Below are 24,839 nucleotides of genomic sequence, written 5' to 3' on the forward strand. Positions count from 1 at the left end.
TCCTTTCCGATTTTATAAAAATAATTTTAAGATTCTATTATCAAATTTACAGGCCCGTCATTTTCAGAATAAATCTTCATATCCGCCTGAAATTCTCCTGTTTCAAAAGGTACTTCCGTTTCTGACAATTTTTCCAAAAACAGATTGTATATTTCCTTCGCTTTCGATGCAGGAGCCGAATGAAGATAGTCAGGACGTCGACCTTTTTTTGTATTTCCGTAAACAGTAAAATTACTCACTATCAAAAGTTCTCCTTTTATGTCCTGAACAGATAAATTGAGTCTTCCTTCACTGTCATCAAAAATTCTGAGATTAATCAGTTTATCAATGCAGTAATTTATATCCTTAATCTCGTCCTCATGAGTAATTCCTATATAGGCAACGATTCCTTTACCTATTTTACATTTAAAAGTACCGTTTACATTCATTTCCGCTTTATTAACTCTTTGAATAATTATTTTCATAAAATCCTTCTCACTTCAAAATTTATAGTTATATAATATATGTTATTTATACCTTTTGTCAATAGATAAATATTCTTTTTTTATTTCCCCGACATTAAAATTTTACTTCGAGAAATACGAAACGGAACGTTATAAAAACAACTGTTTGAGCGAGGATTTTTAATCCGAAGCGAGTTTGTTGTTTTTATAGTAGAGTGAGTAATTTCGAGTTAGTAAAATTTTTAGTCAACTGTTTTTTGCTGCTTTTTATAAAAAAAGCAGGTAAAGAAAACATTTTTGCTATTTTTTTTCTAAAGAAATATTATACTCCTCTATTTCATTACTTTCAGCAACATTTTTTATCCAGTTTCCCGATTTTTTGACAGTCTTTTTCTGTGTTGCCAAATCTACCGAAATAAATCCGTATCTGTTTTTATAAGCATTCGCCCATGACCAACAGTCTATTCCTGTCCACGTATGGTATCCGAAACAGTTCGCTCCTTCTTCCAAAGCTTTATGCAGATGAGTCAGATGTTCTCTGTAAAAATCTATTCTGTAATCGTCTTCTATAATACCTTCAGTATTTTTAAATCTATCTTCTCCTTCTACACCCATACCGTTTTCGGATATAAACCATTTTATGTTTTTATAATTTTCGCGAATATTTTTTGCTATATCATAAATTGCCTGAGGGTATATTTCCCAACCTCTGTAAATATTCATTCTTCTTCCCGGCATTTCATAATTTTCGAAATATTTGTCAGGAAGCCAACCGTTTGACATATCAAATTCCATTTCTCTTGCTTTTACTCTTTTAGGCTGATAATAATTTACTCCTAAAAAATCTACTGTATTTTCCTTTATAATTTTCAATTCTTCTTCAGTACTTTCCCAAAGAACGTTATCTTTTTTAAGAGTATCCGTCAATAATTTCGGAAATTCACCGTAAACTGCAGGATCCAAAAAAGAATTATTGAAAAAGACATCGGATATTTCTGCCGCTCTTTTATCTTCTTCACTTTCACTTCTCGGATACGAAGGTGTAAGATTCAGTATAATTCCTATTTCCCCTTCGGTTTTCATATCTCTGAATTTTTTTATGACTTTTGCCGAAGCAAGAGCAGTATTGTATAAAACCTGCATTGCTTTTTTCCCGTCAACTATAAGCGGATAATGAAATTTATACATATATTGGGCTTCCACAGGAACTATAGGTTCATTGAAGGTCATCCAGTATTTCACTCTATTTCCGAAAAGTTCAAAAGCTTTCTCTGCATACTTTACAAAAAGCTCAACTACATGTTTTGATTCCCAGCCTCCGTATTTTTCCTGTAATTCTATAGGCATATCAAAATGAAAGAGATTTAAAACTAATGTAATTCCTTTTTTTTCAAATTCATTTATTACATCATTATAAAATCTCACTCCATCTTCATCAAGTTCGGTAGTTTCAAAATTTTTAACAAGTCTTGACCACTGGATAGAAGTTCTGAAAGAGTTTAATCCTATTTTTTTATAAAGTTCTATGTCTTCTTTATAACTGTTGTAAAAATTTGAAGCTGTATCAGGTCCGACTTCATCAAAAAAAGCTTTTTTATCAATATCATACCAGTAATCAAATATATTTCGATTTTTTTTGTTAAATCGCCCTTCAGATTGGGGTCCTGAAGTTGCAGCTCCCCACCAGAAATTTTTCGGAAATTTCAATTTACTCATATAAATTTTCCTCCGTTTCTTTATTATTAATAATTATAATATTTTCGCTCATCTTTTATATAAGTGTAATCTCCATGTCCCGGATAAACTATAATATCTCCGTCCATTTTCATAAGCCTTGATATGGAATTTTTCATGTCCTCGGAACTTCCCGTAGGAACATCTGTTCTTCCGTAAGTTCCTTTAAAAATAGTATCTCCCGATATCATCAATTTTTCATTTTCATCATAAAAGCACACTCCTCCGTGTGTATGTCCCGGAGTTTCTATTATTTTAAATCCGAATACTTCATCATTTTCTTTCATTTTTATGACTTTTACATCATCGGACAGCTTAAAATCCATTCTTATCCAAGTTGAAAGTGATAAATTCGGATCATATAAAAAGTCATAATCTTTTTCGCTTATATAAACAGGGACATCTTTATATTCTATAATTTGAGGAATACCTATTATATGATCGAAATGCCCATGAGTAAGCAAAACCGCCACAAGATTCAAGCCTTTTTCTTTAATATAATCAATCACCGGAGCCATATTTTTACCTCCCGGATCTACCACATAACAGTCTGTTCCTTTTGTTATAACATAGCTGTTTCCTTGAGTATCCCAATTTCTGAATAATTCTACTTCCATTTTATTCTTCTCCCTTCTTTGAAATATGAACATCCATTTGAGGATAAGGTATTTCAATATTATTTTCATCAAATTTTATTTTTATTTTTTCATTCATTTTGAGCATTAAGTTGAAATAATTATCACTTTTTGTATAAACATACACGCAGAAAACTACTGATGATTCTGCCAATTCCAATACTCCGATAGTAGGTGCAGGAGATTTCAGCACTAATTTTTCTTCACTTTTGATTTCTTCATTTACAATCTCATTTAACACTTCTTTTACTTTTAAAATATCACTGTCATAAGACACTCCGATTTTTATATCCAGCCTACGAACTTTTTCTTTTGTGACATTTCTTATTTCGCTGTTGGTTATCATTCCGTTCGGAATTATAACGAGTTCATTTTGAGGTGTTTTTATTTTTGTATAAATTAATTCTATGGATTTTACTTCTCCCATATATTTTCCGTATTCTATGAGATGCCCTACTTTAAACGGCTTAAAAGTCAGAATAATCAATCCGCCGCAAAAATTTCCCAAAGTCTCTTTAAAAGCAAATCCGAGAACTATCCCTGCAGCTCCTAAAAACGTTGTTATGGAAGTTAGATTTATTCCTAAAAAGCCGATTAGAAGATAGCCTAAAATTATATAGTACAGAACCGAAAAAGAAGATCTTAAAAATGAAGCCACACTTTTATCCATCTTTGATTTTTCAAGTACAATTTTAATAGTATTGTCCACATATTTTTTCAATATCCCGGCTATTTTAAACACCGCAAATGCAAAGATTATTTTTAATACATTCGTTTCAAGAAAACGGTAAATCGTTTTCCAGTCAAAAAGCTTCTCAAAATTTCCCATTTTTCTCCTATCAGATAATTAAAAATTTTTATATATCAAACTTATACATTAAATCTGAAAAACATTACATCCCCGTCATTTATAATATATTCTTTTCCTTCAAGCCGCATAGCACCTTTTTCTTTGGACCCTTGCCAACCTTTATATTCTATAAATTTATCGTAAGCCACTACTTCCGCTCTTATAAACCCTTTTTCTATATCGGTATGTATTTCTCCCGCTCCTTTTTGAGCGTTAGTCCCTTTGCTTATAGTCCATGCTCTGACTTCTTTTTCTCCTGCAGTGAAATAAGTTATAAGTCCTAAGAGTTTAAATCCTCCTCTTATCAGTCTGTTTAAACTCGGCTCACTTATCCCTAATTCTTCTATGAACATCTGTCTTTCTTCTTCATCTTCTATTTCTATCAGTTCCGCTTCGACTTTTGCCGAAAATGTTACTACTTCACTTTCATGAGTTGCAGCATACTCTCTCACTTTTTTAACATAGTCATTTTCTATTCCTTTGGACAAATCGTCTTCAGAAATATTTGCCGCAAACATCATCGGTTTCAATGTTAAAAACTGATATACTCTTATAAGTTCAGCTTCTCTTTGAGTGAAAGTCAACGTTTTTAAAAGTTTAAAATCTTCCAAATGAGTTTTACATTTTTCAAGTACCGCTACAAGCTCTTTCCCTTCGGCATTTCCCCCTCTGGCTAACTTGGTATTTTTCTGCAACGCTCTTTCTACTGTATCCAAATCGGCAAATATAAGTTCTCCGTTTATTGTTTCTATATCTCTAACAGGATCTACACTTCCTTCTACATGAATAATATTATCATCGTCAAAACATCTTACGACCTGACATATAGCTGCAGTATTTCTTATGTTGGATAAAAACTGATTTCCCAGTCCTTCTCCTTTGGAGGCTCCTTTTACAAGTCCCGCTATATCTACAAACTCTACTGTTGCTCCTACTGTTCTTTGGGGATTTATAATTTCTTCCAGTTCTTTCAGCCTTGTGTCAGGCACACTTACAAGTCCTATATTAGGCTCAATCGTTGCAAAAGGATAATTTGCAGCCTCCGCATTCTGTGTTTTTGTAATCGCATTAAATAATGTCGACTTTCCTACATTAGGCAATCCTACTATTCCTATTCCTATCATTTTTCTCCCTTTCCTGTTTTCATTAATTATTTTTTATCTTTATTCACTTATTCTTCTGTTAATTTCTTCGAGTATTTTTACAACCTGCCATTTTTCTTTATCTCCCGCTTTAAGCAAATAAGACAGATCGTAAACAGGAATTATTTTTATGCCACCTGTATATCCGTATATTTTCCCAACCATATCTCTTATTTCCTCTTTAGATTTTATAAAATTTTTCGTAGGTATTTCTCCCACAGTTATTATGTATTCGGGATTTAACAATGCTATTTGAGTTGTCAAATAATCTCTGCATTTTACTATACATTCGTTTTCTATCAGCTCACCGTGAGAGCTGCATTTGGTCAATGTAGTAAAATAGCATTCGGATAGATTTATTTTGGAATATTCAAGAAATTTTTTAAAATACTCCCCTTTTTTATCTGTCAGCAAATCATTTTTTAAATCTTCTTTTTTACTGACACTTTCCAATACAAACAATATTTTAGCTTTTCTGCTTCCTTTTCCCGTAACGGGATTCGTTCTTATTCTCTCCAAATGACATTTTGTACAAATTCCTATTTCCGTTTCCAAGTCATCCCACATTTATTTCAACCCCGTTTTTTCCTATATTCATATTTTATAAATTACAGTTTCATTTTCAGTAACTATTTCTATTTCCAAATGGCTCTTATTTTCTCTTTCCAATATTTCATAAAGAGAATTATATGCCAATTCAGGTGTATTATTATCCTTACTTATATGCATAAGATAAATCTTTTTCAATTTATCGGACATAACCTGAGATATTAATTTTGAAGCTTCGGCATTAGATAAATGCCCGTTTCTGCCTTTAACTCTGTTTTTCAACTCCCAGTGGTAAGGTCCTGTCATAAGCATATTGTAATCGTAATTGCTTTCTACAACAATAACATCGCTGTTTTTAAAATTTTCTTTTATTATATTATTTGTGCAGCCTACATCACTTGCATAAGCCAATTTTTTGTCCTCGTGTTCAAAAGTAAATCCCAGACATTTTTCGGCATCATGCATTACTTCAAAGCTGTTTATCACACAATCATCTATGGTTATTTTTTCTTCATTAATAAAGTTGATATTTTTTTTCTCGATTTTTCCTACTTTTTCTTTTATCATTCCATATGTTATCTCATGCAAATATACCGGAATGTCAAATTTTCTCGATAAAACGCCTAATCCCTGTATATGATCCGAATGTTCATGTGTCACAAAAATCCCGTCTATATCTTCTATTCTTCGTTCAATATTATTCAATTTTTCAATAGTCTTTTTACCGCTGAATCCTGCATCTATAAGAAATTTTCTTTTCCCCATTTCTATATAGCTTGAATTTCCGCTGCTTCCGCTTCCCAATACTGAAAATTCCATTTGTACTTTTTTCTCCGTTTTCTGCAAATTTTATCCCTCATATTTTCCCCTTTTTATTTTTATCAATCAATGTTGGGCTTAATTTCTCCCGTCATTGTATTATAAAACCAACCGCCTTTATTATCTTTTCGTAGATTCACACTGTTGGATTTCATAATCCCTTTTTTTAAATTATCAGGTATTTCATAAATTTTTTCTGTTCCGTAAAACAGATCGAACGTATATCTGCCGTCAGGACTTTTCACCTCTTTCAGATTATTTTCTTTTCCGCTTATATCAGGATACACGCCTGTTTTTGACTTAAACTCTTTGACAGCATTTTCCAGTCTTACAGTTTCTATTTGTATATCCGCTTTTATAAGTTTCTCAACTCTTTTGGAAAAAAGATAAACTCCAATAAAAAATACCGTTATAAATACTGTTATAAAAACTATCGTTTTAACTATTATTTTTCTTATTTTTTTTCTATTCAGTCCTGTTACATATTCATCATTTATAGCCATTTCAATACTCCAATACTATTTATATTTTCTCCCTCTAAAAAGAGACGGTCTTACGATTACTTTGGCATATTCAGGCACTGTAAGTTCTATATTAAGAGGTCCTCTTTTGACATTTATCCAACCTAAACCTGCTATTACAAGATCTTCGTTTTCCTGAATTTCGGTATTATAAGTTACAAATTTATTTTCCAAATAATTTTCCTTTTCCTCTTTTTTCATAAGTTCAAAGAAATCTCCCTTAAGAAGTTCCTCGACTCTGTCTTCTTTTGTCAGATGAAATTTTACATTTTTTGAAGAATACACAGAAAATATCGGTTTATATTTTTCTCCATCGGAATTTTCTGTCTCCAAAATTTTGAATCTGCAAAAAGCATCAAACATAAATACTCTGTTTTCTTCAGGTTTGAAAGTTTTTCTCGAAATCTCCCCTGAAGGCACGAGCTTTAATCCTGATTCAACACTTATCAAATCTGATATTCTGCCCTCAGGAATCAGTCCCGGAGTATCTATTATCGTAATATCCGTTTTCGGTATTTTGTTATTAATAGATTTTAAAGTAGTTCCCGAATATTTTGATGTGGTTATTTTATTTTTTCCAAGTAAAAGATTTATAACAGAAGATTTTCCTACGTTAGAAGCTCCTAAAATAACTGCTCTCACTTTTTTGTCAGGAAAAAGATTGTTTATTTTTCTTATAATACCGTTTACTCCGTATTTACTTTTAGCACTTAAGAAACCTATATCATCAGGGATAATATCTTCTTCCATAAGCCTTTCTTTTACCCAGTTTGCTATTTCCGTAGGATGCACAAAATCAGGCAGTAAATCTATTTTATTTATTAATATTATCGATCTGTAATCTCTCAAATAATCCAGTATTTCTTCTGTAAACGACCCTTCAAAATCAATAATATCAAATATCGGAAGTATTATATCGGATTTTTTCACACTGTTTGCAACTTCTTTGGAATAATCTTCCTTTTTTAAATTATTTCCTATATTTTGACCGTAATTTTTTATTTTATAACATCTCTGACAAAGTAAATCTTCTTCTGTTATAAATTTTTCCTCGGGAACATATCCTTCCCTGTTTTTATCTTCAAATTGCAGTTCTATTCCACAACCTGTACATTTCTTTGAAATCAATTCTTCCTCCAATTATTATATCTTATCTTATAGAAATTTTTATCTAATTTCAAAAATAAAACAACTTTATTTTCTATTTCTTTTCTTCAACATTCAAATTTTACTTACTTAAAATTCCTATAATAATTTATTGCCACTCTCATACTCCCGCTACTCTCAACCTTTGCTCCTACATCTACACGGTAATACGATGTACATTTTATCATTATATTTTTCTCGACATTAAAATTTTACTTCGAGAAATACGATACGGAACGTTATAAAAACAACTGTTTTAGCAAGGATTTTTAATCCGAAGCGAGTTTGTTGTTTTTATAGTGTAGTGAGTTATTTCGAGTTAGTAAAATTTTAGTCGAGTGGTTTTTTGCTACTTTTTTTGTAAAAAAGTAGGTAAAAGTTTTAGTTGGGAGTTTTTGCTACTTTTTTGTAAAAAAGTACTTAAAAATTTTGGTCTTTTTTTGTTTCCTTTTTTTCAAAAAAGAAAAATTCCTATTCTCTCGCCAACGGATGAGTATTCATATACACATCTTTCAATAATGCTTTACTTACATGAGTATAAACCTGTGTCGTTGAAATACTGCTATGCCCGAGCAATTCCTGCAAATACCTTATATCTACTCCGTTATTTAAAAGTTCCGTTGCAAAAGTATGTCTGAACACGTGAGGAGTAACTTCCTTTTGTAATCCCGCTTTTTTTGCGTAATCGGCTATAAGTCTTCTAAGTGATCTCGTTGTAAGTTTTTCCCCCTTGCTGTTAGCAAACACTACATCTTTAGTGTAATTGGAATATTTTTTCTTTTTTTCCTCTATATATTTTTCCAGCCATTTTTTACTGTTCTCGCTGAAAAAAGTAATTCGTTCTTTATTCCCTTTCCCTATTACTCTCAGTTCTCTTTCCTCAATATTTATCATATATTCATTTAAGTCTATAAGCTCGCTCGCTCTGATTCCGCTGGAATAAAGCAGTTCTATTATAAGTCTGTCCCTTATTCCCGTTATTTTTGAGGTGTTTACTGCATCTCTTAATTTATTTATATCTTCTCTGCCGAGAATGTTAGGCAACTCCTTTTCAAATTTGGGCATTGTAATATAATTTACTTTATTGGTTTTTACTATTTTTTTCTCCTGTAAATATTTAAAAAAAGTTCTTAATGCCGAAATTTTTCTGTTAATACTTCTTTTTGACACAACTTTTCGCTCATCATTATTTTCTTTACTCGTAGAATTAAGGTATGCTATAAACGAACGGAAAGTTATCGTTTCAACATTCTCAAATTCATCAATTTCTTCATATTCATTAAGATAATCTATGAACTGCATAATATCTTTTTTGTAGCTCTTTATTGTATTATAACTTTTTCCTGTTATTACTTCTTCATAATATAAAAATTTATCAACATATGTTTTTAAATTATTATTTTTCTCTGAATTTTCCATACATACACTCCATTATTTATCTTTGGAAGATGATTTTTTTGAAGTTGTTTTCTTAGCAGTTGAACTTTTTTTAGCCGTTGTTTTAGTGCTGCTTGCTTTTTTTGTTTTTGCTACAGCTTTTTTAGTTGAAGTTTTTTCAACTGTTTCTTTTTTACTTGCAGCTTTTTTAACTGTTGTATTTTCACCCGCTACTTTTTTAGCAGCCGTTTTCCCTGCAGTTCCTTTCTTTGGCTTCGTCTTTTTGGAAGCAGTTTTTTTCTTCGCAGAAGCCGATTTTGCTTTAGGAATCGCTTTTATATTTTTACATTCAGGATAGCCTGTACATGCTAAAAACTTTCCGAACCTTCCCATTTTTATTTCAAAAGGACGTCCGCATTTTTCGCATACTCCCGCTTCTTCTATTATTTTTTTATCTTCATTTATAATTGCCGTTATTTCTTCATTTATCTGTAAAATCCCGTTTACTTCGTTAAGTGTTCCTTTTTTGTATTTCTGCTTTATAGGTAAAGGCAAAGACATTCTTTTTTCATCATTTTCATAATCTTCACTTTCCAGATATTCTCCAAACCGTCCTTTTTTCAACATGTATCTTTTGTCATTTTCTGTAAAAAAGTCTGTCGGTATTCCTTTTTTATTTGCCTGAAGTTTTTCCACTTCTTCTTTTATAAAGATTTTTCCCGCTTCAATTTGTTCAGGCTCGACGGCTATTCCTTTTATTGTTATTTTTTCTTCAGGATTTGTCTCGGAAACAAGGTATTTTCCGAATCTTCCCGTTTTTAAAAGCATAGGACTTCCGTCTGAAGAAAGAACATCCGATTCTATTCTTCTGTCTTTTAGTTTTTCTATTTCTTTCTCATACTGTTCCAAATGAATTTCCAGAGAATCATAGAATTTTTTTAATAATTCCACCCACTGAACATTTCCCTCTTCTATTTTATCAAGGTCCTCTTCCATAATTGCAGTAAATTTTACATTCATTATATCTTCAAAGTTTTTTTCGAGCTCATTTTTCACTTCATATCCTAAAAAGGTAGGATGAAACCTTTTTTCTATAATTTCCACATATTCCCTTGTTTTAAGAGTTTCCACTATTGAAGCATAAGTCGACGGTCTTCCTATCCCTTCGGATTCGAGTTTTTTCACAAGTGTCGCTTCCGAATATCTTGTAGGAGGCTTTGTAATACCTTCTTCAACATTAAGTTTTTTTATCAGATAACTGTCTCCCTCTTTTAATTCAGGAAAGTCGGCTGTTTTTATTTCATCTTCTTCTTTGAATATTTTATAATATCCATCAAATATTACTTTATTTATAGTTCCTCTAAATTTGTAATCTCCATTCACTGCATTTATCTGCATCTGTTCATATTTCATTGCAGCAAACTGTGAAACGAGAAATCTGTTCCATATAAGTTTATATAATTTATACTGATCGTTCGTCAGAGAGTCCTTTATTTTTTCAGGATCAAGATTTATATCCGAAGGTCTTATACCTTCGTGAGCATCCTGAACATTGGACTTGGAATTTTTAGTAACATAGTATCCGACATATTCTTTCCCATAATGATTTGTAATGTAGTCTTTTGCCATGTTTATTGCATCCATGGAAATTCTTGTGGAATCAGTTCTCATGTATGTTATAAGCCCACGATTTTCTCCACTGATGGAAAGCCCTTCATATAGCTGCTGAGCTATTCTCATCGTTTTTGTAGCCCCGTAACCTAAATAAGATGAAGCCAGTTGCTGCAATGTGCTTGTCTTAAAAACAAGAGGCGGTCTTTGAGTTTTTTTCTTGATTTCTATGCTGTCCAATGTCAAAGATTTACCTTTCAGTTCTTTTTTAAGTTTTTTTACAACTTCTTCATCAAAGATTTTATCTACTTTTTCTTTAAGAATTTCTACAAGATTAAGATTTATTCCGTTTTCAAGTAATGCTCCTACTTCCCAGTATTTTTGTGGAACAAAACTTTTAATTTCACCTTCCAGATCGCAAATCAGTTTTAACGCCACAGACTGCACACGACCTGCACTGGCATTTTTATTTATTGTTTTCCATAGCAAAGGACTGATTTTATAACCCACTATTCTGTCCAAAAGCCTTCTTGCCTGTTGTGCATTTACAAGGTTTTTATTTATATCTCTGGGATTTTTTATTGCATTATTCACTGCAGTTTTTGTGATTTCATTAAATTCTATTCTTTTGGTTTTTTCAGGCTGTTTTATATAATTGGAAATATGCCATGCAATAGCCTCTCCTTCACGATCCTGATCCGATGCCAGATAAACCGTACTAGCCTTTTTTGATTTTTCTTTTAATTTTTTCAGTACTTCGCCTTTTCCTTTTATGACCTGATATTTAGGCTCAAAATTATTTTCCACATCTATTCCTATTTTTGTTTTGGGCAAGTCAATAACATGTCCGTAAGAAGCGGTTACTTCATAACCTTTTCCCAATATTTTCTCAATTGTTTTTGCTTTGGACGGAGACTCCACTATTACAAGCTTTTTTGCCAAAACTCTCACCTCAAATTTCTTATATTTATTTTCTCTCAAGGCTTTTACCGCCTTGTATTTCTTTTGTCCTTCAACACGAAGTTTTTCATTTATACTATTCGCATATATCTTGCAGTTCCTGTTTCTGTTATAAGTCCTTTGACTTTCAGGCTCATCAGCAATGATAAAATCCTGTTTACAGGTATTTCATTTCCGATTTTTTTCATAAGCTCTTCAAGTCCTGTTTCTTCTTCAAGATAATCGAACACCTTTTTTTCTTCTTCATTTAATTTTGTTTTTTTACTTTTTTCTTTATTTATATCCCATAAAAATTCTTTTGCAATATCTTCGGCACATGTTACAAGTTTAGCTTTATTTTCTTTTATAAGATTATTGCACCCTTCAAAAGAAGGATAATTTATAAATCCCGGTATTGCAAATATTTCTCTATCCACAGAAAATCCCAATTCTGCAGTTATAAGAGAACCTCCCGATTTAAAGCTTTCTGCTATTATAATACCGTCTGAAAGTCCTGCTATTATCCTGTTTCTTCTCGGAAAATTCCATTTCAGAGGTGCCGTTCCTAAAGGGTACTCACTGATTATCATTCCTGTATCGCTTATTTTCTCCCATAACATCTTATTTTCATAAGGATAAACTACATCAAGACCTGTTCCGACAACGGCTACAGTATTACCATTTTTTTCAGAAAATGCCGTTAATGCTATTGTATCTATCCCTTCGGCAAGTCCGCTTATAAGATTTATATTATAAGAAAATAATTCTCTCACTATTTTTTCACATGAACTTTTACCGTATTTTGTAGCTCTTCTTGTGCCTACTACGGCTATATTTTTTCTTTCGTTGCTATTTAGATTTGCATTTCCCTTAACATACAAAAACAGAGGATAATCAACGATTTCCTTCAGTTTTTTCGGATATTCCTTATCATTTGCGTTAATTATCCTTATTCCTTTTTTGCTGTATAATTCATATTTCTCACTTAAATCAATATTTTCAGCCTTTTCCAGCATTCTTTTCAACTCACCGTTAAAAAGCCTGAAATTTTCTTCTAAGAACAGCTCTTCATAAGTCCTGTAATATTCCATAAGTTTTCTTATGTGACTGTCTTTCATTCCGATTTCTTTGAGCTTCAACCACCCCATAAATTAATCCCCCAATTAATTTTTATTATTTGTTATTTGCTATTACTTCGTTTAATATCGCAATTTCCCTCGTAACTTCTCTATCAGGATTTGATGATGCGTAAGATCTCAAATACTCAAGGGCTTTTCCGTAATCACCTTTTCCTTTATATGCTATTCCTATCCCCAGTCTTGCCTGTGCTTCTCCCGGCGACGAAGCCAATATTCTGTTGTAATAATCTATAGACTGATCGTAATTACCCATCAGTCTTGAACTTATAGCAACTACATAAAGATTTCTTATATCTCCCGAAGTGTCTTTTTTTGCTAAATTAGCTGCTCTTTCAAATAATCCGTCTTTAAAATACAACTGACATAATTGATAAATAGTAGAGGCATTTCTCTTAGCAAGGGCTGCTTTTTCATAGTTATTATATGTACCGAATTTTGAACCGTCCGACACATCGTCAGTCTGAGTAACAGGAACTGTTCCTGTATCAGCAGTTTGAGGCGTATTTGCAGCATCTCCGTTTTGAGTAGCTTCTGTTATTATTTTGTCAATTTCAGACTGAGTAGCCTGTTGCTGCTGTTGTGCTTGCTGATTAGTCTGCTGCTGTTTTTGACCATTTTTCTTTTGTGCTATTTCATTCAGTAAATTTTGTACCGATGCTTTTTCCTGAGGAGTTATATTAGGATCATTCAAAAGTTTTCTTGCACTTTGTTCAGCTCTGTCATATTTCCCTTGCTGAATAAGCGTATCTATTGTCTGAATTTTCCCTAATAAATCTCCCTTTACGATTATGGCAACAGTAAGTATAAGTGTTATGAGTGATATTATTTTTTTCATTTTTCCCTCCGTTTCATGAGGGCTCATTGCCGCCCTCATACTCCCGCTACCCGCGTTCTACGTGACTACGTCAACTCCGAAAATACGGGAATTTATTTAATAACCTTTATCATTATATTTTAAATCACTTCTCTTAGAATCTCATTAAAATATCTATATAATTAAAATTCAAGATTTTTTGTTGTTCTAGGGAAAGGTATTACATCTCTTATGTTGGTCATTCCTGTTATGTACATAAGTATTCTGTCAAATCCCAAACCGAAACCTGAATGAGGTACACTTCCGTATTTTCTAAGATCCAGATACCACCAGTAATCCTGTTCATTGAGTCCCATTTGATTTATTTTATCCAAAAGAACATTGTAGTTATCTTCTCTTTGGCTTCCACCTACTATTTCTCCGATTCCTGGAGCCAACAAATCAACGGCTCTTACTGTTTTTCCGTCTTCGTTCAGTTTCATATAAAAGGCTTTTATATCTTTAGGATAGTCTGTTACAAATACAGGTTTTTTGAAGTGTTTTTCAGCCAGATATCTTTCATGTTCTGTCTGCAAATCGATTCCCCATTCGACTTTATATTCAAAGTCCTGTTTTGCATTTTTAAGTATTTCTATCGCTTCTGTATAAGTAATTCTTTCAAATCCTGAATTCATAAGTACGTCAAGTCTTTCAAACAACTCTTTGTCTATAAATTTATTGAAAAATTCCATTTCCTCTTTTGCATGTTCCATAACATATTTTACAATGTATTTAATCATTTCTTCAATTATATCCATATTTACATCCAAATCGGCAAATGCAATTTCAGGCTCCATCATCCAAAATTCTGCAGCATGTTTCGGTGTATTGGAATTTTCCGCTCTGAATGTAGGTCCGAACGTATAAGTATTTTTAAATGCCGTACAGAAAGTTTCCACATTTAATTGTCCGCTTACTGTAAGATTGGACTCTTTCCCGAAGAAATCCTGCTTAAAGTCTATATCTCCTTTTTCAGTTCTCGGCAGTTTTTCCAGATCCAGTGTTGTCAATCTGAACATTTCTCCTGCACCTTCAGCATCACTTCCTGTAATTATAGGTGTCTGAACATATACAAAGTTTTTTTCCTGAAAAAATTTATGTATAGCATAAGCAAGTATTGATCTTACTCTGAATACTGCAAAAAATGTATTTGTTCTCGGTCTTAAATGAGCTATTGTTCTTAAAAACTCGAATGTATGTCTTTTATTTTGCAAAGGATAATCGGAGTCGGATTTATCATAGACTTCGACTTTATCGGCTTTTATTTCATAATCCTGTCCTTTTCCTTCAGATTTTACAAGTGTCCCGTATACTTTTATTGATGAAGAAATTGTTAATTTTGATATTTCCTCAAAATTAGGCAAAGTATCGTCTATAACAATTTGTATTCCGTTAAAAAAAGTTCCGTCATTTAATTCTATAAATCCGAAGTTTTTCTGACTTCTTATTTTTTTTATCCAACCGTTTAACTCTATTTCTTTATCCAGATATTTTTCAGTGTTTAATTGTAATTCCCTTAATTCTAACAACATTTTTCTTTATGCGAAATACATCGCATAACTCCTTTCTCTAATTTCTTTCAGTCAATTATAGCATATTATCGGACTAATTTTAAGAAAAATCGTTATTTATTGTAAAAATTATATTATTTATTTTTCTTCTATAAGCTGACTACTGTGTATATAGCCTTTTTTCCACGTCTCATTTTCATAATAATCTTCTATTTTCCAATCTCCTGTTTTCCCGTCAATTCGTATAATTTCTCCATTTTCGGCTTTTCTTAATACGGGAGCATTTGTTGAAGGTCCTTTTCTTACATTTGCATATCCGTCTTTTGAACTGACTTTATAATATGAAGTTTCAGTTTTCTTCCCAGTAAGCTCTAAGCATACCTCTAATTGATATGCTGTTTTTGAAATTTTTTTTGTTACTTTTCCCCAAAGAATTATAGTTCGTCATCATACATAATAAAATCAACATCAACATATAAAAGATCTTTTTCATAAATTACTCACTCCCCGAAATTTTATTAATGTATTTTAACATTATTTTTTATTTATTTCAATTTTTTATTTTATAAACAAAAAAAGCAATCTCTTCATCTAATAAAGATCTTGCCTTTTTCGTTTATTTCGATCTATTTACTAAGCTTCTTTTCTTTCAGCGTAAATACTTACTCTTTTTTTACCTTTTCCAAAATTTTCAAATTTTACATATCCGTCAGTTAAAGCGAATAATGTATAATCTTTTCCTAATCCCATATTTGTTCCTGCATGGAATTTAGTTCCTCTTTGTCTTACTATTATATTTCCGGCTTTTACAGCTTCACCGTCGTATTTTTTTACTCCCAAATATTTAGGATTGGAATCTCTTCCGTTTCTTGTAGATCCTTGTCCTTTTTTCGAGGCAAATAACTGTAAGTTTAATTTTAATATCATTTTTATACCTCCCTGATTTTTAAATTTACATATTTTCCATATTGACGTGCAATTTCTTTCAAATAAGAAAACATTGATTGAGTCAATATATCTGCTCTTTCGTATTCTTCATCAGTCAATCCCGATTTTTCCAAATCACAGACAATATATCCTTCTTTTTCGGTATACTTCAGTTTTTTCAACTTCAATATTTCGATCAATCCGTTTAATGTCATTTGAGATACTGATGAAACTGCAGAACAGATTATATCCTGTCCGTATTCTTTAAAGTTTGCATGTCCGCTAATTTCAAAATATATAATTCTTTCATTTCTTTTTTCAATTTCTATTTTTATCATTGAAATCTCAACTTTCCTATCAAATCATTAAGCATTTATAGATTTAACTTCGATAGTTGTATATTGTTGTCTATGACCTTTTTTTCTGTAGTAAGTTTTTTTGTTATATTTAAAGTTGATTTTTTTCTCACCTTTTCCGTGTTCTTTAACTGTAGCTACAACAGAAGCCGAATTTACTAACGGAGTTCCTACTGTTACGTTATCTCCTTCTCCTACAAGTAATACTTCTTTAATTTCTACATCTGAATTTACTTCAGCGGCTAATTTTTCAACTTTCAATACAGATCCTACTTCAACTTTATACTGTTTTCCACCTGTTTTAATTACTGCAAACATCTGCACACCTCCAAATATCAAAATCGCTAAATCATGGGTATTAGCCACCCAATTTATGCGTTATTGAGATAATATACCATATTTTCTGTCGTTTGTCAAATCAAATTTCTTTTTAAAATTGACAAATCAGTGTCATCTATTTTCAAATTCTTATATTTTCTTAACAATTTCCACATACTTTATATTCATATTGTGCTTACTTAAAAACATCTGTTCAAACTCGGTTTTTATATTTTCTACTGCTTTTTCCGTATTATGCAGATCATCAGTATGATAAACGATCTCATATCCGTCAAGCTTATCGACCAATTCAATTACATCTTCATAATATTTCTGATGATCGGTTTTAAAATATAATTTTCCGTCTTTTTTTAGAATAACATTCAGCTTCTCAAACAGTTCTTTACTTATGACTCTTTTATGTTCTTCACCTTCCCAAGGGTCAGGAAAATTAATATAAATTCCACTTATTTCATTTTCTCCTATAAAATCAAGGATTGTTTCTCCTCTTTTTCTTATAAACAGAATATTTTTAATATTTCTTTTTTTTGACTTTCTCGCTCCGAGTACAAGCCTTTTAAATCTGAGTTCCAATGCAATATAATTTCTATCTTTATATTTCTCGGCATTTCCCACGGCAAAATTCCCGCTTCCGCAGCCTATTTCCAAAAATATATCATTATTATTCCCGAAAAAGTCTGCCCATTTGCCTTTATAACTGTCGACTTTTTCATTATCATACATAAGATGTTCAGGATATTCAACCATTTCGTAAATATATTTGTTATAATTTTTTTTCGGTTTCTCAAAAAAATATTCCCATACTTCTTTTGCCTGCTTTTCATTCTCAATTTTTTCAGTTTTCAATTTTACTTTCCTTTCTCTAATCACCATACAGTTCTTTTAAAATTTTATCTATTTCATCATTTTTTTTAAAAAAGTCCGATGTGTTTATTATTTCAGATTTTTTCAGGTATTCTGTTATTTCATTCTTATTTTTGACAATTTTTATAAACTTCATTTTTTTCGCTTCTTTTACTATTTCCTCTATATTTTGATAATATTCCCCGATTATAGGCATTTTACCGTAATAAAGAGGTTCCAGTATCGAATGCCCTCCTATATTTACAAGAGTCCCCCCTACAAATACAAAGTCGGCTAATTGATAAAAATCTCTTAACATTCCCATTTTATCGACTAATATAATATCATTTTTTTTATTTTCAGACAATAGAGAAAAGTTTTCCTCTCCGAAAGTTTGTTTTATTTCATCAGCAATTTCACTGATTTTGTCCAAATGCCTCGGCACAATTATCAGCTGATACACGCTATTTATGTTTATTTCCTTAAACACTTCAATCCATATTTTTTCTTCACCCGGACGAGTACTCCCGCAAACGATTATTTTTCTTCCGTTTATAGTATAATTATCTAAAAGCTCCTTTTTCTCTTTTTCAGACAAAATTTCATATTTTATGGAGTATTTTAAATTTTTAAATACATATATTTTTTCTTTTTTTACTCCCAAATCTAAATATCTCTCTTTGTCTTCCTCGCTTTGAATCATTATTTTTTTTACTTTATTCAGTGTTTTTTTTATTAGAGGCTTTATTTTTCTGTATGTTTTCATATTTTTTTCGGTCAGTCTGCCGTTTATAATATAAAGTTCCGAGTATTTTTCTGCTGTCTGATATAAATTAGGCCAAATTTCCGTTTCTATTATAACCGTCTTTTTTACGGAAAAATTTTTATATACTTTTCTCAACATAAAATAATCATCCAAAGGAAAAAATATTATTTTAATATTTTTATTATTTCCGTATGCTTTCGTTACAGCTTCTTTTCCTGTATCGGTCATAACAGATATTATTATTTTTTCTTTTCTTTCGAGCAGTTTTTCAATAAGCTCTTTGGATAAATTAAACTCACCTACAGACGACATATGTATAAATACCGCTTTTTCTTCTTTTTTTAGAAAATCCCGATTTTTCAAGTCCTGAAACAGTCTTTTCTTAAAAAATTCTCTCGTCTTCTTATTAAATAAAGAAATTATAAAAATCGGAATGTATAAAATAAACCTTAATATATTATAAATTATCATTTCTATAACAATATAAAAGCATTTCGCTTAATATATTTCTCCTTTTTTCAGTATTTCTGTTTTATCCCCATTTCATTAATTTTTTTGAACAGATTATTGATATTCCCGAAAATAACATAATAAATGCCGAAATCAAGACAGTATATCTTGATGTAAAAAGTCCTCCCAATATACCGCCGACTAAGGCTCCTACAGGAACTAATCCTCTTCCGCACACTCTGAATATTGAAGTTGTACTTCCCAACCTTTCTATCGGTGTAATACTTTGATGCAGAGTAACGACATTTATATTATAAACAGGAATTGCAGTACTTATCAATATCTGTCCTATTATCAGACCCGTTATACTGTTAAATATAAAATAACAGACATATCCTCCGAAGTACAAACTTATGGAAAATAAGATCAGCTTTGCCGGTTTTATTTTTTTAGATAATATCGGAGTTAAAAAACTTCCTATAAAAAATCCGGTATTTCCTATTCCCATTATTAATCCTAATTTACTTTTATCAAGCCCTAATTCTTTTAAAATATAAAAAGACTGAACCGATGTAAAAATTCCGATACAAAAAACAAGAACTATGTAACAAATTATAATAGGACGCAAAAGTTCATTACTAAAAACAAAAATATAACTTTTTCTTATTTCTTCAATACAGCTTTCCTCTGAATCTGAATCTGTTTTGATTATTTTTTCTTCTTTATCTTTTATAAATAACTGCCCTATTAAAGAGATCACATGGGATATTCCGTATCCTACAGTCATTAACGGAAGAGCTATATATTTTGTTAATATACCCAACAGAGAAGGGAATATTACCTGTACAAATGAATTAACTATTTCCAGTACAACATTTGCAGACTTCAAATCTTTTTTTCCCACCAAAACAGGAATATATGCTCCGTATGTTAGAGTATAAAAAACTCTGACAGTATTTGATAATAATATTGCAAGATAGAATAATATTATATTTTTTACATTAAGCATTATCAGTAATATTAATAAGAATATCAATACCATCGAAATAATATTACAAATTAATAAAATTTTCTTTTTTCTGTGTCTATCTACAAAAATTCCCGCATGATTTGCCAAAAATAAATTCGGTATAAATGTTACAAATGTAATTAATGAAGTTTGCATTACGTTAGTATTATACAGGTAAATCGCTATTAAAGGAAATAAAAATATCGAAAATTGTGTTGCAGCTCCGTCAAAAAGAGCAGACACACATAAAAAAGCAAAATTTTTATTAATCCATATTTTTTTCATACCCCATCTCCCAATGTTAATTATTTTTCTTCTTAATAAAGTTAAAAAGGACTGTCATACAGATAAATAAATCTACATCAAAACAGTCCTGTTTATTTTTGATTTCTCTTTTCTTATTTAGCTACTTTATCAGCTAATTTTTTACCGACTTTAAATTTAACTACTTTTTTAGCAGCTATTTTAATTTCTTTTCCTGTTTGAGGGTTTCTTCCTGTTCTTGCAGCTCTTTTTTGTACTCCGAATGTTCCCCATCCAACGAATTGAACAGTTTCTCCTTTAGCTAATGATTTTTCAACAGTTCCTAAAAACTCATTTACTAATTCTTCTGCTCTTTTTTTAGTTTCTCCTGTAGCTTTTGCATAAGCCTCAACAAATTCTTTTTTTGACATAATATTAACCTCCGTTATTTATATATTTTAATTTAAGCATATTATACACTATTTTAGCCATTTGTCCAGCTTTTTTTTGTCTTAGATAGCTGTTTGAAGATGTTTTGTGGCTATAAATAAGGCTTTCAGCCTTTTATGCAAAATCTAAGTTTGATTATTTATATAGCTAACAGATGTTACTTTTTGTTTTATATATACTTAAAATCATATTTTTTACTTCTTCTATAGTTTTTCCTGTGGTATCCACTTCGATTCCATCTTCAGCTTTTTTCAGCGGAGAAATTTCCCGAACAGTATCAAGCCTGTCCCTGTTTACTATACTTTCATAAATTTCCTGAAAAGATGCTTTCCCGCCCTTTCCGATTACTTCCTTATATCTTCTTTCGGCTCTTTCCTTAGGATCCGCCACCAAAAATATCTTTATATCGGCATTGGGAAAGACAACAGTTCCTATATCTCGACCGTCAAGAATAACGTCTTTTGAAGAAGAAAACTTTCTTTGCAGATTTATCATTTCCTCTCTTACTTCTTTAATCGCAGAAACTTCCGATACATTTTCGGAAACTTCCGATTTTCTTATTTCTTCACTTACATCTTTTCCATCCAGAAAAAATCTGTCATTTTCAATATTAATATCAAGATTTTCAAGTAACTCGTTAATTTTACCCTTATCTTCAAAAGAAACTTTTTCTTTCAATAATTTCAGAGTAAACAGACGATACATCGCACCTGTATCGAGATGTATCATTCCCAGTTCTTTTGCAACCAATTTTGAAATAGTGCTTTTTCCGCTTCCTGCCGGTCCGTCAACAGCGATTATCATAATAATTCTCCTTTATATCTGAATACCAGAGATACCCAATTATTTTTTTCATTTCTGTCAATTTGCTCCAATTTATATAATTTCGTTTTTTCAAGAAACATTTCTTCTTTTTCTTTTAAAATTCCCGAAAATATTATGACAGAATCTTTCAGCAACACTTTTTCAATATCTTCAAGTAATTCTGTCAAAACATCCACAAGAATATTTGACACAACAATGTCATATTTCTCATTTATATTATTTACAAGATTTCCTATTATAACTTCAAAGTTTTCATGAATATTGTTTTTTGCAAAATTTTCTTTTACAACTTCTTCTACTTTTTCATCAATATCTATTCCGGTAACTTTATTTATCTCGAGTTTTTTTCCTATGAGCATTAAAATTCCGGAACCGCATCCTATGTCCAGAAGTTTATCTTTATTTTCCGAATATTTTTCCAGAAATTCTACACATAAACTTGTCGTCTCGTGAGTTCCTGTACCGAAAGCCATTCCGGGATCTATTTCTATTACTTTTTCATTCCCTGCAGGCTCATACTCATCCCAACTCGGTTTTATGACTATATTTTCTGTTATTTTTGCAGTATGAAAATATTTTTTCCATTCATCTTTCCAGTCATCGTCAGAACATTCCGAAGTATAAATTTCATATCCGAAGTCCTCGTTTTCTTCCGAATATTCTTCAAGAGCATGTTTTATTATTTTCAGCTTTGATTTTGCAAATCTGTTATTTATAACGTAACCGATAATGCTCCATATATCATTTTTACTTTTAAAGTTTTCGTTATAATCTAAAGAATTATCGGAAAAATAGTCGACAGCTTCTATCTGTTTTATTCCGATTTCTTCAAAAATATTTATTATTTTTGCTTTTGATATTTCCGAATTATCGGAAAAATACTCCACTTTAACTTTTATCCATTCCATTTTAAACCTCGTCATAGTGCATATTAATTCTTCTTATAGATAGGGCTTTCCCGTTATTCTCATTAATATCCACTTCAATTCCGTTTATTTTTATATTATCTTCGCAAACAGAATATTTTGAAGGCATTCCGTCCTTAAATTTTTGCAGGCTTTCTCTTTTATTCATTCCCAGTACACCGTCATGTCCTCCTGTCATTCCTACATCAGTTATATAGGCAGTTCCTCCCGGTAAAACTCTTTCATCAGCTGTCTGAACATGAGTGTGTGTTCCGTAAACCAGAGATGCTTTCCCATTTAAGTTCCATCCCATTGCCAACTTCTCCGATGTAGCTTCTCCGTGAAAATCCAAAATAATAATATCTGCTGTTTTGGAAATTTCAGGTATTATTTCGTCTATTGCCAAAAAAGGACAGGCAATAGGCGGCATAAATACTTTTGCCTGTGCGTTAATAACTGCGACTTTTTTCCCTTTTTTTTCTATTATTGTGTATCCTCTTCCCGGTGCTTCTTTTACAAAGTTTATAGGTCTTATCATTCTTTTTTCTTCATTTATGTAACTGTAAATCTCTTTTCTGTCCCAACTATGATTTCCCAGTGTTATTACATCGGCTCCATGAGCAAAAATCTGATCGGCTATTTTTCCTGTTATTCCGAATCCTCCTGCAGAATTTTCTCCGTTTACTATTATAAAATCATAATTCTGCTTTCTTTTCTTTAAATATTTAAACAAAATATTTCTCCCCGGCTCGCCGACTATATCTCCTATTATTAAAAATTTCATTTTCTCCTCTTTCTTTCAACACTTTATGATATAAAGAAAAGTATCAAAAATAATATTTTAATACTATTCTTTGATACTTTTAAAATTTTATTTTGCATACTCTACAGCCCTTGTTTCTCTTATGACTGTTACTTTTATTTGTCCCGGATATTGCATTTTTTCCTCGATTTCTTTTGCTACTTCTCTTGATAAAATAACTGCTTTATCGTCATTTATTCTGTCAGGATGAACAATAAGTCTTAACTCTCTTCCTGCCTGAATTGCATAGGAACTTTCGATTCCTTCGTGACTGTTTGCAATTTCTTCGAGCTGTTCCAATCTTTTCAAATAATTGGATAAAGTTTCTCTTCTTGCTCCCGGTCTTGATGCCGATATGGAATCGGCTGCTTGAACAAGTACCGCTTCTATACTTAACTGTTCCACTTCATCATGGTGAGCTTCTACAGCATTTATAACTAATTCATTTTCTTTGGAGAATTTTCTTAAGAACTCTCCTCCGTTTATTGCATGCGAACCTTCCTGTTCATGGGAAAAAGCTTTCCCTATATCATGGAGTAATCCTGCTCTTTTGGCTATATCAACATTCGCTCCTATTTCCGCTGCCAATGCTGCTGCAATATGTGCCACTTCTATTGAGTGCTGCAATATATTCTGTCCGAAAGATGTTCTGAATTTAAGTCTTCCGAATACTCTTAAAACTTCTCTCGGAAGTGTCGGTATTCCTACTTCAAGTATCGCCTGTTCAGCCGCATCCAGTACACTTTCTTCGACTTCTTCCTGTGCTTTCTGAACTACTTCTTCTATTTTTGTAGGATGTATTCTTCCGTCGGATATTAATTTTTCAAGGGCAATTCTCGCTACTTCTCTTCTTACTCCGTCAAAAGATGAAAGAACTACTGCTTCAGGTGTATCGTCTATTATAAGATCCACTCCTGTTGCCGATTCTATTGCTCTTATATTTCTTCCTTCACGTCCGATTATTCTACCTTTCATTTCTTCACTCGGAAGCTGAATAACCGATATTGTCGAATCCACTACATAATCTGCAGATGCTTTTCCTATTGCAGTAGATATAATTCTTTTGGAAATCTTATCTTTTTCTCTATCAAGGTTATATTCAAAATCTCTTATCAAGACTGCTTTATCATGATCCAACTCATTTTCAAGCCTTGTAAGAATTATTTTAGAAGCATCCTCTCTTGTCAATTCGGAAATTCTTTCCAGTTCTTTTTCTTCTTTTTGAATTAATTCGTTTAATTCTATTTCTTTTCTTGAAATTTTTTCACGTTGTCTTTCAATTTTGCTTTCTCTCTCTTCAAGTCTTTCCATTTTAGTTTCAAGAGTTTCTTCTTTTTTTGCAAGTCTTTCTTCTTTGGAAACTATTTCAGACTTCATTTTTTTTATTTCTTCATCTGCTATCTTTTTCTCATTCAGCAGTGTTTCTTTTACTTTCAGTGTTTCTTCTTTTTTAAATGATTCTATTTCTCTTTCAACTTCTTTTTTAGATGATTCCAGTCTTCTTTTTGCATCAACTATTCTCAATTCCAATTCACTGAGTTCCCCGTATTTCTTTTTAAAAACGGAACTTCCAAAAAAATAGGCTATAAAAAAAGCTAAAAAAGAAAAAATAACAATCAATAATATAACTATTGATATATGCATATTTCTCCTTT

General features: G+C 31.4%; 27 protein-coding genes. All 27 read right to left on the minus strand.

The genetic code is table 11. From position 1 onward, the window contains the following. Positions 1-26: 26 nt before the first annotated feature. The 27 genes from dtd to rny all read right to left on the minus strand — a co-directional run bounded on the left by dtd (position 27) and on the right by rny (position 24,828). Positions 27-464, minus strand: a complete 438-nt coding sequence (dtd, locus tag FVE72_RS07505) for a D-aminoacyl-tRNA deacylase (RefSeq protein WP_026737859.1) — start codon at positions 462-464, stop codon at positions 27-29. Positions 465-743: 279 nt separating this feature from the next. Then, entirely contained in the window at positions 744-2,159 is a 1,416-nt protein-coding gene (locus FVE72_RS07510; protein WP_026737860.1) for a glycoside hydrolase family 1 protein, read from the minus strand. Between the two features lie 26 nt (positions 2,160-2,185). Beyond that, positions 2,186-2,794: an MBL fold metallo-hydrolase gene (locus FVE72_RS07515; protein WP_026737861.1), complete on the minus strand. Its 609-nt coding sequence runs from the start codon at positions 2,792-2,794 to the stop codon at positions 2,186-2,188. Position 2,795: 1 nt separating this feature from the next. Continuing rightward, positions 2,796-3,641 carry a mechanosensitive ion channel family protein gene (locus tag FVE72_RS07520; protein ID WP_026737862.1) on the minus strand — a complete coding sequence of 282 codons (846 nt, stop codon included), beginning with the start codon at positions 3,639-3,641 and terminating at the stop codon, positions 2,796-2,798. Between the two features lie 41 nt (positions 3,642-3,682). After that, positions 3,683-4,786 carry a redox-regulated ATPase YchF gene (gene ychF, locus FVE72_RS07525; protein ID WP_026737863.1) on the minus strand — a complete coding sequence of 368 codons (1,104 nt, stop codon included), beginning with the start codon at positions 4,784-4,786 and terminating at the stop codon, positions 3,683-3,685. 39 nt (positions 4,787-4,825) lie between these two features. Next, on the minus strand, positions 4,826-5,371 hold the full coding sequence (locus FVE72_RS07530) for a uracil-DNA glycosylase (RefSeq protein WP_026737864.1): 546 nt from the start codon (positions 5,369-5,371) through the stop codon (positions 4,826-4,828). A gap of 27 nt (positions 5,372-5,398) precedes the next feature. Further along, positions 5,399-6,172 carry an MBL fold metallo-hydrolase gene (locus FVE72_RS07535; RefSeq protein WP_026737865.1) on the minus strand — a complete coding sequence of 258 codons (774 nt, stop codon included), beginning with the start codon at positions 6,170-6,172 and terminating at the stop codon, positions 5,399-5,401. A 62-nt stretch (positions 6,173-6,234) separates the two neighbouring features. Beyond that, positions 6,235-6,675 (minus strand): hypothetical protein, encoded by a 441-nt coding sequence (locus FVE72_RS07540; RefSeq protein ID WP_006806908.1) that lies wholly within the window; start codon positions 6,673-6,675, stop codon positions 6,235-6,237. Between the two features lie 15 nt (positions 6,676-6,690). After that, on the minus strand, positions 6,691-7,818 hold the full coding sequence (gene yqeH / locus FVE72_RS07545; RefSeq protein ID WP_026737866.1) for a ribosome biogenesis GTPase YqeH: 1,128 nt from the start codon (positions 7,816-7,818) through the stop codon (positions 6,691-6,693). A 492-nt stretch (positions 7,819-8,310) separates the two neighbouring features. Further along, positions 8,311-9,258 carry a site-specific tyrosine recombinase/integron integrase gene (gene xerA / locus FVE72_RS07550; RefSeq protein ID WP_026737867.1) on the minus strand — a complete coding sequence of 316 codons (948 nt, stop codon included), beginning with the start codon at positions 9,256-9,258 and terminating at the stop codon, positions 8,311-8,313. Between the two features lie 12 nt (positions 9,259-9,270). Beyond that, positions 9,271-11,769 carry a type I DNA topoisomerase gene (gene topA / locus FVE72_RS07555; RefSeq protein WP_036056444.1) on the minus strand — a complete coding sequence of 833 codons (2,499 nt, stop codon included), beginning with the start codon at positions 11,767-11,769 and terminating at the stop codon, positions 9,271-9,273. Positions 11,770-11,858: 89 nt separating this feature from the next. Next, positions 11,859-12,914 (minus strand): DNA-processing protein DprA, encoded by a 1,056-nt coding sequence (gene dprA / locus FVE72_RS07560; RefSeq protein WP_026737869.1) that lies wholly within the window; start codon positions 12,912-12,914, stop codon positions 11,859-11,861. A 25-nt stretch (positions 12,915-12,939) separates the two neighbouring features. Next, the gene (locus FVE72_RS07565; RefSeq protein WP_157750821.1) at positions 12,940-13,740 is read right to left on the minus strand and encodes a tetratricopeptide repeat protein; all 801 of its coding nucleotides are present in this window, start codon (positions 13,738-13,740) and stop codon (positions 12,940-12,942) included. 161 nt (positions 13,741-13,901) lie between these two features. Continuing rightward, positions 13,902-15,290: an asparagine--tRNA ligase gene (gene asnS / locus FVE72_RS07570; protein WP_036056150.1), complete on the minus strand. Its 1,389-nt coding sequence runs from the start codon at positions 15,288-15,290 to the stop codon at positions 13,902-13,904. Positions 15,291-15,407: 117 nt separating this feature from the next. Beyond that, positions 15,408-15,677, minus strand: coding sequence for an SH3 domain-containing protein (locus tag FVE72_RS11650; RefSeq protein WP_373920391.1), 270 nt, complete (start codon positions 15,675-15,677; stop codon positions 15,408-15,410). Continuing rightward, positions 15,619-15,762, minus strand: a complete 144-nt coding sequence (locus tag FVE72_RS11510; protein WP_232049433.1) for a hypothetical protein — start codon at positions 15,760-15,762, stop codon at positions 15,619-15,621. The genes FVE72_RS11650 and FVE72_RS11510 overlap by 59 nt, the downstream gene beginning before the upstream one ends. A gap of 140 nt (positions 15,763-15,902) precedes the next feature. After that, positions 15,903-16,196 carry a 50S ribosomal protein L27 gene (gene rpmA / locus FVE72_RS07580; RefSeq protein ID WP_006806923.1) on the minus strand — a complete coding sequence of 98 codons (294 nt, stop codon included), beginning with the start codon at positions 16,194-16,196 and terminating at the stop codon, positions 15,903-15,905. A 2-nt stretch (positions 16,197-16,198) separates the two neighbouring features. Continuing rightward, positions 16,199-16,534, minus strand: a complete 336-nt coding sequence (locus FVE72_RS07585) for a ribosomal-processing cysteine protease Prp (protein WP_006806924.1) — start codon at positions 16,532-16,534, stop codon at positions 16,199-16,201. 27 nt (positions 16,535-16,561) lie between these two features. Continuing rightward, complete coding sequence (gene rplU / locus FVE72_RS07590) at positions 16,562-16,870, minus strand: 50S ribosomal protein L21 (RefSeq protein WP_006806915.1); 309 nt, start codon at positions 16,868-16,870, stop codon at positions 16,562-16,564. 150 nt (positions 16,871-17,020) lie between these two features. Continuing rightward, on the minus strand, positions 17,021-17,737 hold the full coding sequence (gene trmB, locus FVE72_RS07595; protein WP_026737871.1) for a tRNA (guanosine(46)-N7)-methyltransferase TrmB: 717 nt from the start codon (positions 17,735-17,737) through the stop codon (positions 17,021-17,023). A gap of 16 nt (positions 17,738-17,753) precedes the next feature. Then, positions 17,754-18,863 (minus strand): 3-deoxy-D-manno-octulosonic acid transferase, encoded by a 1,110-nt coding sequence (locus tag FVE72_RS07600; protein WP_332069760.1) that lies wholly within the window; start codon positions 18,861-18,863, stop codon positions 17,754-17,756. Positions 18,864-19,032: 169 nt separating this feature from the next. Further along, positions 19,033-20,244, minus strand: coding sequence for an MFS transporter (locus FVE72_RS07605; protein WP_026737873.1), 1,212 nt, complete (start codon positions 20,242-20,244; stop codon positions 19,033-19,035). Between the two features lie 113 nt (positions 20,245-20,357). Further along, entirely contained in the window at positions 20,358-20,633 is a 276-nt protein-coding gene (locus FVE72_RS07610) for an HU family DNA-binding protein (RefSeq protein ID WP_026737874.1), read from the minus strand. A gap of 166 nt (positions 20,634-20,799) precedes the next feature. After that, entirely contained in the window at positions 20,800-21,456 is a 657-nt protein-coding gene (cmk, locus tag FVE72_RS07615; RefSeq protein ID WP_026737875.1) for a (d)CMP kinase, read from the minus strand. Continuing rightward, entirely contained in the window at positions 21,453-22,385 is a 933-nt protein-coding gene (gene prmA / locus FVE72_RS07620; RefSeq protein ID WP_026737876.1) for a 50S ribosomal protein L11 methyltransferase, read from the minus strand. Before prmA ends, cmk begins: the two co-directional genes overlap by 4 nt. Before the next feature lies 1 nt (position 22,386). Beyond that, positions 22,387-23,166 (minus strand): TIGR00282 family metallophosphoesterase, encoded by a 780-nt coding sequence (locus FVE72_RS07625; RefSeq protein WP_026737877.1) that lies wholly within the window; start codon positions 23,164-23,166, stop codon positions 22,387-22,389. An 87-nt stretch (positions 23,167-23,253) separates the two neighbouring features. Beyond that, positions 23,254-24,828 carry a ribonuclease Y gene (gene rny, locus FVE72_RS07630; RefSeq protein ID WP_026737878.1) on the minus strand — a complete coding sequence of 525 codons (1,575 nt, stop codon included), beginning with the start codon at positions 24,826-24,828 and terminating at the stop codon, positions 23,254-23,256. Positions 24,829-24,839 lie beyond the last annotated feature (11 nt).

This window comes from Pseudoleptotrichia goodfellowii, from assembly GCF_007990505.1.
Taxonomy (GTDB): domain Bacteria; phylum Fusobacteriota; class Fusobacteriia; order Fusobacteriales; family Leptotrichiaceae; genus Pseudoleptotrichia; species Pseudoleptotrichia goodfellowii.

Excerpts from the sequence above, each read along its gene's own strand:
- FVE72_RS07515 (WP_026737861.1), bottom strand. The coding sequence starts at position 2,794 with ATGGAAGTAGAATTATTCAGAAATTGGGATACTCAAGGAAACAGCTAT.
- prmA (WP_026737876.1), bottom strand. The coding sequence starts at position 22,385 with ATGGAATGGATAAAAGTTAAAGTGGAGTATTTTTCCGATAATTCGGAA.
- dtd (WP_026737859.1), bottom strand. The coding sequence starts at position 464 with ATGAAAATAATTATTCAAAGAGTTAATAAAGCGGAAATGAATGTAAAC.
- FVE72_RS07565 (WP_157750821.1), bottom strand. The coding sequence starts at position 13,740 with ATGAAAAAAATAATATCACTCATAACACTTATACTTACTGTTGCCATA.
- FVE72_RS07535 (WP_026737865.1), bottom strand. The coding sequence starts at position 6,172 with ATGGAATTTTCAGTATTGGGAAGCGGAAGCAGCGGAAATTCAAGCTAT.
- rplU (WP_006806915.1), bottom strand. The coding sequence starts at position 16,870 with ATGTTTGCAGTAATTAAAACAGGTGGAAAACAGTATAAAGTTGAAGTA.
- FVE72_RS11510 (WP_232049433.1), bottom strand. The coding sequence starts at position 15,762 with ATGAAAAAGATCTTTTATATGTTGATGTTGATTTTATTATGTATGATG.
- cmk (WP_026737875.1), bottom strand. The coding sequence starts at position 21,456 with ATGATAATCGCTGTTGACGGACCGGCAGGAAGCGGAAAAAGCACTATT.
- ychF (WP_026737863.1), bottom strand. The coding sequence starts at position 4,786 with ATGATAGGAATAGGAATAGTAGGATTGCCTAATGTAGGAAAGTCGACA.
- FVE72_RS07540 (WP_006806908.1), bottom strand. The coding sequence starts at position 6,675 with ATGGCTATAAATGATGAATATGTAACAGGACTGAATAGAAAAAAAATA.
- FVE72_RS07610 (WP_026737874.1), bottom strand. The coding sequence starts at position 20,633 with ATGTCAAAAAAAGAATTTGTTGAGGCTTATGCAAAAGCTACAGGAGAA.
- FVE72_RS07530 (WP_026737864.1), bottom strand. The coding sequence starts at position 5,371 with ATGTGGGATGACTTGGAAACGGAAATAGGAATTTGTACAAAATGTCAT.
- FVE72_RS07520 (WP_026737862.1), bottom strand. The coding sequence starts at position 3,641 with ATGGGAAATTTTGAGAAGCTTTTTGACTGGAAAACGATTTACCGTTTT.
- rny (WP_026737878.1), bottom strand. The coding sequence starts at position 24,828 with ATGCATATATCAATAGTTATATTATTGATTGTTATTTTTTCTTTTTTA.
- dprA (WP_026737869.1), bottom strand. The coding sequence starts at position 12,914 with ATGGGGTGGTTGAAGCTCAAAGAAATCGGAATGAAAGACAGTCACATA.
- FVE72_RS07605 (WP_026737873.1), bottom strand. The coding sequence starts at position 20,244 with ATGAAAAAAATATGGATTAATAAAAATTTTGCTTTTTTATGTGTGTCT.
- xerA (WP_026737867.1), bottom strand. The coding sequence starts at position 9,258 with ATGGAAAATTCAGAGAAAAATAATAATTTAAAAACATATGTTGATAAA.
- FVE72_RS07625 (WP_026737877.1), bottom strand. The coding sequence starts at position 23,166 with ATGAAATTTTTAATAATAGGAGATATAGTCGGCGAGCCGGGGAGAAAT.
- asnS (WP_036056150.1), bottom strand. The coding sequence starts at position 15,290 with ATGTTGTTAGAATTAAGGGAATTACAATTAAACACTGAAAAATATCTG.
- rpmA (WP_006806923.1), bottom strand. The coding sequence starts at position 16,196 with ATGATATTAAAATTAAACTTACAGTTATTTGCCTCGAAAAAAGGACAA.
- FVE72_RS07510 (WP_026737860.1), bottom strand. The coding sequence starts at position 2,159 with ATGAGTAAATTGAAATTTCCGAAAAATTTCTGGTGGGGAGCTGCAACT.
- FVE72_RS07585 (WP_006806924.1), bottom strand. The coding sequence starts at position 16,534 with ATGATAAAAATAGAAATTGAAAAAAGAAATGAAAGAATTATATATTTT.